Annotated in this window: 10 protein-coding genes and 1 pseudogene; 10 read left to right on the top strand and 1 reads right to left on the bottom strand. The window is 32.7% G+C overall.

Annotated elements, in window-relative coordinates; all coding sequences use genetic code 11:
• The 9 genes and pseudogenes from BR66_RS25735 to BR66_RS0114190 all read left to right on the top strand — a co-directional run.
• Window positions 1-124, top strand: a pseudogene (locus BR66_RS25735) (fructose-6-phosphate aldolase); the annotation flags it as partial.
• Between the two features lie 15 nt (window positions 125-139).
• The gene (gene tkt / locus BR66_RS0114225; RefSeq protein WP_026883519.1) at window positions 140-2,122 is read left to right on the top strand and encodes a transketolase; all 1,983 of its coding nucleotides are present in this window, start codon (window positions 140-142) and stop codon (window positions 2,120-2,122) included.
• A 266-nt stretch (window positions 2,123-2,388) separates the two neighbouring features.
• Window positions 2,389-3,429: an aldose epimerase family protein gene (locus BR66_RS0114220; RefSeq protein ID WP_026883518.1), complete on the top strand. Its 1,041-nt coding sequence runs from the start codon at window positions 2,389-2,391 to the stop codon at window positions 3,427-3,429.
• A gap of 309 nt (window positions 3,430-3,738) precedes the next feature.
• On the top strand, window positions 3,739-4,668 hold the full coding sequence (gene rbsK, locus BR66_RS0114215; protein WP_026883517.1) for a ribokinase: 930 nt from the start codon (window positions 3,739-3,741) through the stop codon (window positions 4,666-4,668).
• Between the two features lie 6 nt (window positions 4,669-4,674).
• Complete coding sequence (rbsD, locus tag BR66_RS0114210) at window positions 4,675-5,070, top strand: D-ribose pyranase (protein WP_026883516.1); 396 nt, start codon at window positions 4,675-4,677, stop codon at window positions 5,068-5,070.
• 15 nt (window positions 5,071-5,085) lie between these two features.
• Window positions 5,086-6,591: a sugar ABC transporter ATP-binding protein gene (locus BR66_RS0114205; protein ID WP_026883515.1), complete on the top strand. Its 1,506-nt coding sequence runs from the start codon at window positions 5,086-5,088 to the stop codon at window positions 6,589-6,591.
• 12 nt (window positions 6,592-6,603) lie between these two features.
• Window positions 6,604-7,536, top strand: a complete 933-nt coding sequence (locus BR66_RS0114200) for an ABC transporter permease subunit (protein WP_026883514.1) — start codon at window positions 6,604-6,606, stop codon at window positions 7,534-7,536.
• Between the two features lie 55 nt (window positions 7,537-7,591).
• The gene (gene rbsB, locus BR66_RS0114195; protein ID WP_035796323.1) at window positions 7,592-8,491 is read left to right on the top strand and encodes a ribose ABC transporter substrate-binding protein RbsB; all 900 of its coding nucleotides are present in this window, start codon (window positions 7,592-7,594) and stop codon (window positions 8,489-8,491) included.
• Window positions 8,492-8,640: 149 nt separating this feature from the next.
• Window positions 8,641-9,636 carry a LacI family DNA-binding transcriptional regulator gene (locus BR66_RS0114190; protein ID WP_026883512.1) on the top strand — a complete coding sequence of 332 codons (996 nt, stop codon included), beginning with the start codon at window positions 8,641-8,643 and terminating at the stop codon, window positions 9,634-9,636.
• Between the two features lie 59 nt (window positions 9,637-9,695).
• Here BR66_RS0114190 and BR66_RS0114185 read toward each other — a convergent pair whose 3' ends face one another.
• Window positions 9,696-10,877: a pyridoxal phosphate-dependent aminotransferase gene (locus BR66_RS0114185; RefSeq protein WP_026883511.1), complete on the bottom strand. Its 1,182-nt coding sequence runs from the start codon at window positions 10,875-10,877 to the stop codon at window positions 9,696-9,698.
• A gap of 487 nt (window positions 10,878-11,364) precedes the next feature.
• Between BR66_RS0114185 and BR66_RS0114175 the strand changes: the two genes are divergently transcribed.
• Window positions 11,365-12,249 carry an NAD(P)-dependent oxidoreductase gene (locus tag BR66_RS0114175; protein ID WP_026883510.1) on the top strand — a complete coding sequence of 295 codons (885 nt, stop codon included), beginning with the start codon at window positions 11,365-11,367 and terminating at the stop codon, window positions 12,247-12,249.
• Window positions 12,250-12,357: the final 108 nt, after the last annotated feature.

Raw genomic sequence — 12,357 nt, 5'->3', positions numbered from 1 at the left:
AGCGTGTGGAGCACATATAGCTACTGTTCCTCTAAAAATCATATTACAGATGATCAAACATCCATTAACCGATAGTGGAATAGAAAAATTCATGAAAGACTGGAAAGAAACTTTCAACAAATAATAGGAGGCACGTTTAATGAATGTAGATGAATTAGCAATTAACACCATAAGAATTATCTCTGCTGAAGCTATTGAAAAAGCAAAATCAGGGCATCCAGGATTACCAATGGGTTGTGCACCTATGGCTTATACATTATGGTCAGAGCACTTAAATCATAATCCAAAGAACTCTAATTGGATAAACAGAGATAGATTTGTACTTTCAGCAGGTCACGGTTCAATGCTTTTATATTCAATGCTTCACTTGTTTGGATATGATTTGACTATGGATGACATAAAACAGTTTAGACAATATAAAAGTAAAACACCAGGACATCCAGAATATAAGCATACTCATGGAATTGAAACTACAACAGGACCACTTGGACAGGGAATAAGTAATGCGGTAGGTATGGCGATGGCTGAAGCTCATCTTGCAGAAAAGTTTAATAAAGATGGATACCAAGTTATTAACCACTTTACTTACTCTATTGTTGGTGATGGTTGCCTAATGGAAGGAATATCCTCTGAAGCAAGTTCACTTGCAGGTACTTTGGGACTAGGAAAACTTATAGTTTTATATGATTCAAACAGCATTTCAATAGAAGGAAGCACGGATATAGCTTTTAGAGAAAATGTAGGTCAAAGATATGAAGCATATGGATGGCAGGTTATAAGGGTTGATGACGGAACTGACACTGATAAAATAAGCAGTGCAATTACAGAAGCTAAAAATGAAACTAATAAACCTAGTATAATAATAGTAACAAATGTTATTGGCTATGGCTGTCCTGCAAAAGAAGGTAAAGCATCAGCACATGGTGAACCTTTAGGAGAAGAAAACTTAAAGTTAACTAAAGAAGCATTAGGATGGACATATGCTCCATTTACTGTACCAGAAGAAGTAAAAAGTCATATGGAAATCTTCAAGAAGAAAGCTCAAGGAAAAGAAGATAGCTGGAATGAATTATTCAAAAAATACAGATCAGCATATCCAGAACTTGCTAAAGAATGGGATCTATGGTTTGAAGGTAAGAATCAAGTTGATTTACTAAAGGACGAAAGCTTTTGGAAATTTGAAAAGCCAATGGCAACTAGACAGTCTTCAGGAATTTTGATTAATAGACTTTCAAATTTATTTCCAAATCTTATAGGTGGTTCAGCAGATCTTGCACCATCAAATAAAACTCATATGGATAATAGAGGAGATTTCTCAGCAGAAGATAGAAGTGGATCAAATCTCCATTTTGGAGTTAGGGAACACGCAATGGCAGCTATTGCAAATGGGATTTATCTTCATGGAGGGTTAAAGGTATATGTATCAACTTTCTTTGTATTCAGTGATTACATGAAAGGTGCTATGAGGCTTTCAGCACTTATGAAGTTACCAATGATTTATGTGTTAACTCATGATAGTATAGGAGTAGGAGAAGATGGACCAACTCATGAACCAATTGAGCAATTAGCAGCACTTAGATCTATTCCAAACATGACTACCATAAGACCAGCAGATTCAAATGAAACTGCTGTAGGCTGGGAAGTTGCTATAAACAATGCAAATGGACCTACCGCTTTAGTATTAACAAGACAAAATTTACCTCTTTACGAGAATTCCGGTAAAAAAGCACTAAAGGGTGGATATATACTTAAAGATTCCAAGAATAAAGATGTTCCTCAGGTAATATTAATGGCTTCAGGTTCTGAAGTTGAATTAATATTTAAGGCAGCTGAAAAATTAGCTGAAAAAGGAATTGATGCTAGAGTTGTAAGTATGCCATCTTTTGAATTGTTTGAATTACAAAGTGAAGCTTACAAAAATTCAGTTCTTCCTAAAACTGTAAGGGCAAGAGTTGCAGTAGAGGCAGCTTCATCCTTTGGTTGGCATAAATATGTAGGCCTAGATGGAGATATTATAGCTATGGATACATTTGGAGCATCAGGGAAAGCAGAAACATTGTTTGAAGAGTTTGGATTTACAGTGGAAAATGTAATTTCAAAAGTTAATAAGGTTTTAAAATAACATAAGGCTCTCATAGAAAATGGATGCCTAAAAATAGCAGTATAATACATCTAATGGTATAGCCATAATGGAGATGAGAGCAGCAAGGCAATTCATGCTGGTGGAATAGCTACAATAGCTTCTTCCCCGTGCATTGCCTTGATAACTTTGAAAATTCATTATGGCGTACAAAATTAAGAGTATTATATTGCTATTATTTTTAGCACAGTTATTTCATATACTTTTTAAATGGAACAAAATCAGATTTTTTCAAAGGGGAGAGAAAGATGATAGAAAAAAAGATTTTTGGTTATATTAATGAAACTCCAATTTATCAGTTCATAATGAAAAATAGACAAGGCATGAAAGTTTCTTGCATATCTCATGGAGCTACCTTAACAGAAATTATTGTACCGGATAAAAAAGGCGACTTTTCAAATGTTTTATTAGGTTTTGATAATTTAGAGGAATATGTTAAAGACAATAAAATGTACCTAGGTGCGGCAATCGGTAGAGTTGGTGGGCGTATAAAGGATGGCGTGTTTGAAATTAAAGGAAAGGGTTATAAGGTACCACAAAACGAAGGTGAAAATACGTTACATGGCGGTGGAAACGGTTTCAACACTATGATTTGGGAAAGTAAAATAGAAGAGACAGACGACCATGCTAGTGTCACTTTTTATAAAACTATTTTATCAGAAGAAGATGGGTTTCCGGGGAAATTAGACGTAGAGATTATATACGAAATTAATAATAATAATAATGACTTATTAATTAATTTTAAGGGGTTATCGGATAAAGATACACTTTTTAATCCTACGGTGCATTCGTATTTTAATTTAAATAGTGATTTATCAAAATTATTATCAAATCATACTCTACAAATTAATGCTTCGGAGTATGCTGAACTTGGCATAAAATGTATACCTACTGGTAAATTGAAAGAAGTAAGCGGCACAGCTTTTGATTTTAGAGAGGCTAAAAATTTACCAGAAGCAATAAAGAAAGTAAAAGAACAATTTGGTGTTGATGGATTTGACCATCCATTTAAATTAAATAGTGAAAATAGTGTTACATTAATCAATGAAGAAAATGGCAGACGTTTGGATATAAAATCAGATAGAAACGCATTGATTGTTTATACACTAAATTCAGTAAATGGTGACTGGACAGTGGAAAATAGAAAAGTAATTCCTAATATGGGAATAGCATTGGAACCACAAACATTGCCTGATGCAATTAATCATAAAGATTTTGGAGATACAGTGCTTCTAGCAAACGAAACTAAAGAATATGTTATACAATATCATTTTAGTGTTGTCAAATAAATTACACACTTTAAAGACTTAACTAAAGAGTTCTAAACATAAAGTTGGAAATGCAACTTCATGTTTAGAGCTCTTTTTATGTTTAAAATGAGTGTTTTTTTATGGATATGTAAACATGAGTTTTACTGAGCAATATGGACTATGGTGTGATAAAACGGTTTATCACACCATATAAACGTTTACAATCAACGTTGAAAAAATATTGAAAGATGGTTATTATTTAATTATAGCTTGATAAATCGGTTTACCAGTAGGAAATACCTAAAGAATTAATTCAATCCAAAATGGATAATAGAGGTGGTATAAAATATGAATAAGGTTTGTTTTTTAGGAAGTATAAATATGGATATGGTAATTAAAGTAGATTCCATGCCAAAAGTGGGAGAAACAATACTGTGTAATGATATGGAAAAGATTCCAGGTGGTAAGGGTGCTAACCAAGCAATAGCTGCTAAAAGAAGTGGAGCAGATGTTTTTATGATAGGAAAAGTAGGAAAAGATGAAAACGGATCTATTTTGGTAAAAAAACTTGAAGAAGATAAGGTAAATGCAGAAAACGTTTTAAAAGATGATAGTAAATCTACAGGTATGGCAATTATTACAGTGAATGCAAAGGGAAACAATTCAATAATAGTTATACCAGGATCAAATATGGAAATAAGGAAATCTCAAATAGAAAAATCTCAAAATACCATTAAGAAATGTGATATTTTGGTGACGCAATTGGAAACACCCATGGATTCAGCAGTAGAAGCATTTAAACTAGCTAGAAAATACAATAGATTAACTGTCTTAAATCCTTCACCTTCAAAAATACTGGATAAAGAACTTATTGAAAATACAGATATTATAGTTCCAAATGAAACTGAAATATGCGATATAACTGGAATTGTTGTTACTGATATTTTTAGTGCTAAAAAAGCTGCACAGTTTTTTATAGATAAAGGGGTTAAAGCTGTGATAATAACTCTTGGAGAAAATGGAGTTGCGCTTGTTACAAAGGATAATGCAGAAGTAATACCAGCATATAAGGTTGATGTAGTGGATACCACTGCAGCAGGAGATAGTTTTTTAGGTGCATTAGTTTCAAAAATAAATATGCAGAATATTAATTTTGAGGGGTTAAAGGAAGCTGTACAATTTGGAAATAAGGTAGCATCTATAACTGTTCAAAGAAAAGGAGCACAGCCATCTATTCCATATTTAAAGGATGTTAATGAAATTTACATAAAGGGATGAGTAATGATGAAGAAAATTGGAATATTAAACAGCGATATATCAGAAGTGATATCAAAGATGGGGCATACTGACACCATTGCAATAGGTGATTGTGGACTACCCATTCCACAGGCAACAAGAAGAATTGATTTAGCACTTATAAAGGATGTACCAGGTTTTATTCAAACACTTAAAGCCGTATTAATAGAACTTCAAATTGAAGAAGTTTTTATAGCCAAAGAAACTGTAGATAAAAACAAAAATACTTATAATAAGATTTTGGAACTGGCTAGTGATGTAAAGATAAATATTATATCCCATGAGGAACTTAAAACAAAGTTGAAGGATTGCGCGGCAGTAATTAGAACTGGAGAGCAAACTCCATTCTCTAATATTATATTAAAATCTGGAGTGTTTTTTTAAGAGGAGTGAGGAAAAATGAATGAAAAAAAAACATTAATGAAAATGACCGGAATATCCAAATCATTTCCTGGAGTGAAAGCATTAGAACATGTGAATCTTAGTGCCTATGCCGGAGAGGTAATGGCACTTCTTGGTGAAAATGGGGCCGGTAAATCTACATTAATGAAAATACTAAGTGGTGTTTATACCAAAGATACGGGGAAAATTGAAATTTTAGGAGAAGAAGTAGCCATAAATAATATTAAGGAGTCTGAAGCCTTAGGAATCACAATCATTCACCAAGAATTAAGTGTTATACCAAACTTAACTGTAGCAGAGAATATATTTCTTGGAAATGAAAAGGTGAATAAGATAACTGGAATTATCAATAAAAAAGTTGAACGAGAGAGAGCAATACTTTTTTTAAACCAGGTTGGATGTAAAATAGACCCTGATGTTTTAGTAAGCGAAATAAGTATTGGAGATATGCAAATGGTTGAAATTGCAAAAGCCTTGGCTAAAAATACTAGCGTGATAATAATGGATGAACCTACTACCGCGTTAACAGATGTAGAAACTCAAAAATTATTTGAAGTTATTAAGAGTTTAAAGACAAGAAATTTTGCGGTAATATATATATCTCATAGAATGGAAGAAATATTTAAAATATGCGATAGAATCACAGTGCTAAGGGATGGAAAGTTTGTTAGTGAGTGTGAAGTAAAAGATATTGACTATGACAAGCTTATAACTATGATGGTTGGTAGAAAAATACAGGACCAATTTCCATATAAAAAAATAGAACCAGGTGAAACAGTTCTTGAAGTTAAAAATTTGAGCTGTGATAATAGGGTGCAAGATATATCTTTTCAGGTTAAGGCTGGAGAAATACTAGGTGTCTCAGGACTTATGGGATCTGGAAGAACGGAACTTGCTAAAACTATATTTGGAGAATATAAAAAATCTAATGGAGAAATATATGTGGACGGCACGGAAGTTAAAATAAATTGTATTAAAGATGCTATAGATAATGGTATATGTTATTTGCCTGAAGATAGAAAAAGGGAAGGAATGGTACTTGGATTATCTGTCCGGGAAAATATGACACTTGCGAATATTAAAACTTACGAGAATAAATTTAAAAGTATAGATAGAAAATCTGAGATGAAAGATGTGGATGAATACATAAAAAAGCTCTCCATAAAAACACCATCAACAAAACAAATAATTAGAAATTTAAGTGGTGGTAATCAGCAAAAAGTCATTATAGCAAAGTGGCTATTATTAGCACCAAAGGTTCTTATAATAGATGAGCCTACAAGAGGAATTGATGTAGGTGCAAAAAAGGAAATATATGAATTGTTAAATGAGTTAAAAGCCATGGGAAAAGCAATGATAATGATTTCATCAGATCTTTCTGAAATTTTAGGAATAAGCGATAGAATATTAGTTATGCACGAGGGACATTTAGCTGGTGAACTTACCAGGGAAAATGCAAACCAGGAATCAATTATGAAATTAGCGGTAGGTATCAATAATTAAGGGGGAGAAATCATGAATGTAAATATAAAAGAAAAATTATTTAAGAATAAATCTATTTTAGCTCTTGTTGTACTTTGTGTTTTATTATCAATAATGACTCCAAGATTTTTAACATTGGCGAATATAACCAACATACTAAATCAGGTGTCTGTAAACGCTATCATAGCTGTTGGAATGACATTTGTTATATTAACAGGTGGAATTGATCTTTCTGTTGGTTCAATACTAGCTATATGTGGTGCGGTTTCTGCTGTAACAATAAAATCTACTGGTAACATATTTTTAGCTATAATAATACCCATAATAGTTGGAGTTTTAATTGGGTTTATTAATGGTTTTATAATAGCCAAAGGCAGAATACAAGCTTTTGTAGCTACACTTGCAATAATGACTATATTTAGAGGTGTAACTTACGTATATACTAGCGGAAACCCAATATCATCTCTTCCTGATTCTTATAATTCTATAGGAAATAAAATGATTGGAGTAATACCGCTTCCTGTAATAATAACTATTATAGTTGTAATTATTGCATATTATGTTCTTTCGAAAACTAGATTTGGTAGATATATATATGCCTTAGGTGGAAATGAAGATTCAGCAAGGCTATCAGGTATAAATACAAATAAAATTAAAACTATTGCATATGTTGTATGTGGTGCAGCAGCTGCTGTAGGCGGGATTATAGCAACAAGTAGAATTGGATCAGCTTCACCTACTGCAGGAATTGGCTTTGAACTAGATGCTATAGCCTCAGTTGTAATAGGAGGAACAAGCCTTTTAGGTGGTGAAGGTACTGTAATAGGAACTATAATAGGTGCTCTCATAATAGGTGTTTTAAATAATGGATTAAACTTAATAGATGTATCACCATTTTATCAACAAATAGTGAAAGGTGCTGTAATTCTTTTAGCAGTTCTTGCTGATAGAAAAAGGGCAAAATAGAAATTTTGTTAAAAACTAAATTGCTATTTTAATTTAAGATATGGAGGGCATAATAATGAATAAAAAATTGTTATCTATTATAGTTATGCTAGTCATGGCCATTGGATTGTTATCAGGTTGTAGCAGTAATAATGATAATAAAAAAATAGGTATGGTTATATCTACTTTGGATAATCCGTTTTTTGTATCCATGAAGGATGGAGCAGAAAAAGAAGCTAAAGAAAAGGGCTATGATTTGGTTGTTCTGAATTCACAAAACGATCCTGGAAAAGAAAGATCCAATGTAGAAGATTTAGTGCAACTTGGTGTTTCGGCAATAATTATAAATCCAACAGATAGTGAAGCAGTGTCAAATACAATTAAAGTTGCTAATAAGAGTAATATTCCTATTATCACAGTGGACAGGCAAGCTAATGGCGGAAAACTAGTTAGTTTTATAGCTTCTGATAATATTAAAGGTGGCAAAGAGGCAGCTGAGTTTATATTAAATAAATTAAAAAACAAAAGTACTATAAAAATAGTAGAACTTCAGGGTACACCTGGATCATCAGCATCAAGGGATAGAGGCAAGGGCTTTCACGAAGCTTTAGCTGGAAAGAAAAATGTTGAAATAGTTTCCAGTCAACCAGCAGATTTTGACAGGCAAAAAGGATTATCAGTTATGGAAAATATTATTCAGTCCAAACCCGATTTTGATGCTGTATTTGCTCAAAACGATGAAATGGCACTAGGTGCTGTAAAGGCTTTGAAAACAGCTAATAAGCATGTGGTAGTTATAGGTTTTGATGGAACTTTAGACGGAGAAACGGCTGTAAAATCAGGAGATATGACTGCAACAATTGCTCAGCAACCAGTTGTTGAAGGTAAAACAGCTGTTGATAGTGCTGGTAAAGTCATGGAGGGTCAGAGTATTAAAGAATATATTCCTATTGATATTGTTATTTTCAAGAAATAATTGGGCAAAAGGGATTATTTATATATGGTTTGATCTAGGATGCTAATAATTATATAGATTAATTTATCGTTCATTGTTAAAATGTAAATGATAAACAATTTATTTGAGATGCCTAAATATAAAATATTCCAAACAAGGTGTGATATTCAGTGAAAAAAACAACTATATCAGATATAGCTAAAGAAACTGGCGTATCAAAGTCAACGGTTTCTTTAGTTTTAAATAACAAACCCATTAGAGTTAGTAGTAAAACTAGGGAAAGTATATTAAGAACATCAAAAGAATTAAACTATATTCCTAATGCCATTGCAAGAAGTTTAAGTACAAACAAAACAGAAACAATAGGAATAATTTTGCCCGATATAGTAAATCCGTTTTTTGCGGAGATAGCTAGAGCAATTGAGGATACAGCAGGGAAGATGAATTATAACGTCATGCTTTGTAATTCTGATAGCAATATTTTTAAGGAAGAAAAATATGCTAAGTTATTAGTAAGTAAATCAGTATCAGGTAGTATTTTTATTTCAGGTGGTGACAGCAAAAAAAGTCTTGAAATTCTTAAAACTAATGACATTCCTTTAGTTCTAGTAGATAGATATGTGGAACTCTGTGATGATTATAGTGGGGTTTTTTGTTCAAATAAAGAAGGAATTTATGAGGCAGTAAACTATTTATATAGTAAAAGCAGGAGAAATATAGCTCTTGTAACGGGGACAAGGACTTTAGAAACATCTAAACTCAGGTTACAAGCTTTTAGAGAGGTAACAGAAAAATTCCACATATATAATAAAAATTTAATATGTGAAGGTAGTTATTCCATTGAAGGGGGAGTAAGTTCTACGGAAAAGTTACTACAGTCAAATAATAAAATTGATTCTATTATTTATTGTAGCGATGTGATGGCCTTTGGTGGAATAAAGGTTTTAAAAAGAAAAAATTTTAATGTTCCAAAAGATGTGTCAGTTATAGGATATGATGATATATCGTTATGTGAATACATAGAACCGGAACTTACAACTATAAGACAACCTATTTATGAAATGGGAAAAGAGGCATGTAAACTTCTTTTACAACTAATAAATGGGGAGACTACACATAAAAGAATAGATCTTAAATCAAAATTAATAATAAGAGGAACGTCATAAATTATATAAATACCCCCCTGCTAAAGTAGTAAATACTAAAGCAAGGGGGTACTTATATCCTATTTAAATTCTTTAACTAATTTTTCAAAAGCAGCAATAGACTTTTCAATCATCTCGAATTTCACGCAGTAGGATATTCTAAAGTATCCAGGGCAACCGAAACCACTTCCGGGAACAAGTAGAAGGTTATATTTCATAGCTCTTTTTACAAATTCCACATCATCAGGTATTAACGCTTTTGGAAAAAGATAAAAAGCTCCTTGTGGTTTTATGCATTCAAAGCCAAGGGCTGTTAACTTTTCATATAAAAAATTTCTTCTTTTTTCGTAGCCGGTGATGTCTACCTTGGCATATAAGGCATCTCCAATAACTTTTTGAAATAATCCTGGTGCATTCACATAGCCAAGTATTCTATTACAGTAGCTAAGTGCACTGTTAAGAAGTGAAACATCTTCAATTCTACTGCTCGTACATATGTATCCTATTCGCTCTCCTGCGAGACCAAGGGATTTGCTGAAGGAATTTATTATTATAGCATTTTTGAAAATTGAGAGTAAATTTGTAAGTTTAATATTGTCATAAACTATTTTACTATAAGGTTCGTCTGAAAGAACATATATTGTTGTTCCAAATTCTTTTTCTTTTTCTGCAAGAATTTTTTCTATGTTTTCAAGAGTACCCTTACTATACACAACACCTGTTGGGTTGTTTGGATTGTTGATTATTATAGCCTTTGTATTTGCATTGATGCTTTTTTCAAAGAGGAGTAAATCAGGTTCAAAGGTTGAAGTATCAGGAGGTACTACTATTGTTTTACCACCATTATTATCAATATAAGAATTATACTCTACAAAGTATGGGGCAAAAACAATCACTTCTTCTAAGGGATTAAGAATTGATTTTAGGACAACATTTAATCCCCCAGCAGCGCCTACTGTCATAACTATATTTTCTAATGTAAGTTCAATTTTACTTTCATCCTGCAAAGCTTTAGCTATTTTTGCGCGAACTTCAGGATAACCAGCGTTAGCCATATATCTATGAACACCCTTTTCACTCTCTGATATATGTTTTTTAAGTGAATCAAAAACTTCCTTTGGAGGTTCTGCATATGGATTTCCAAGACTATAATCATATACGTTTTCGGCGCCCACCTCTTTGGCAAGTTTTGTTCCCGCCTCAAACATCTGTCTTATCCAAGAAGAACTACCTAAATTCTCTATTATTTTTGTTGAAAACATGAAAAAGCCCCCCATCTATTTTTATTTACAATTATATCATATAAGTCCTTTAATGTTATAGACTAAGAGAACTAGAAAAGCTGAGGGAATTAAAGACACTCATTGAGAATTTGGACATTCCAGTATTTTTCGCCACTCTTGGTGCCTCAAATGCTGCTTTTGTTCAAGGTCAGCTTCGAAATGAAAAAGCTAAGATGGTTAAATATCTTGAGAAGATTTGTAGCACTGAAAAGGAAGACAAATTGAGGAACTATCGCACACACCTAGAACATCTTTGAAATTATTCGTTGACTACCATCTGTAACACGCCCATCTTTCTCTCTAGATTATAACGGCTGATATGTGCCTTACTAAATATTTTTCCTAAAGGATAACAAGTATCAGATGGAGAAAAAAACTTCACCTAAAGCCAAGAACTTTATTTATAGTGTTAATAGTTAGAGTTGTGATAAAATAATACTAAATAGGTAGAAAGGTGTGATTTTTTATGTCAATAACTGATAAGGTAGTAGGATTTATTGGAACCGGAGTAATGGGGAGAAGTATGGCACAACATATTTTGGATAATGGATATAAGTTATTAGTTTATAATAGAACTAAAGCCAGTGCAGACGCTTTGCTAGAAAATGGCGCTATTTGGCAGGACACTGTAGCAAAATTATCAGAGCAAGCTGATATAGTTATATCAATGGTGGGATACCCAAAGGATGTTGAGGAAATATATTTTGGGGACAATGGGATTATAAGTAATGTAAAAAAAGGATCAGTTATAATTGATATGACTACATCTAAACCAGCACTAGCAAAAAAAATATATATAGAAGCGGAGAAAAATCAGATATACTCATTAGATGCACCTGTTTCCGGCGGTGATGTTGGAGCTAAAAATGGGACTTTATCCATAATGGTTGGCGGGGACAAGGAAATTTTCGAAAAGGTAAAACCAATACTGGAATCTTTGGGTAGTAATATAGTATTTCAAGGGTCAACAGGTGCTGGTCAACATACTAAAATGTGTAATCAGATAGCTATAGCATCAAATATGATTGGAGTATGTGAGGCTATGGTCTATGCAAAAGAATCAGGACTGGACATGGAAACTGTTTTAAAAAGCATATCAGGAGGTGCTGCTGGAAGTTGGTCACTTAGCAATTTAGCTCCAAGAATGATTAAAGGTGATTTTGAACCAGGTTTTTATATTAAGCATTTTGTTAAGGATATGAATATAGCTTTATCAGAAGCAAACAAAATGGGAATTAAGTTGCCAGGACTTGAACTTGCAAAGGGATTATATGATGAACTAGTGGAAGAACATAAAGAAAATCTTGGAACACAAGCGTTGTATCAGCTTTATGAGGAGAGTTCAAAGTAGCAAGAAATTGTTAACTGGTGGTTTAAATATGAAGAGTTTTAACAGTTAAAAGTTAAGGAAGATTTTTCGATGAATCTTAAAAATTCATTGAATAGAAAGAAAAGTAGT

This window comes from Clostridium akagii DSM 12554, from assembly GCF_000686725.1.
Classification (GTDB): Bacteria; Bacillota; Clostridia; order Clostridiales; family Clostridiaceae; genus Clostridium_I; species Clostridium_I akagii.
This window is presented reverse-complemented; position numbering and strand designations above follow the sequence as displayed.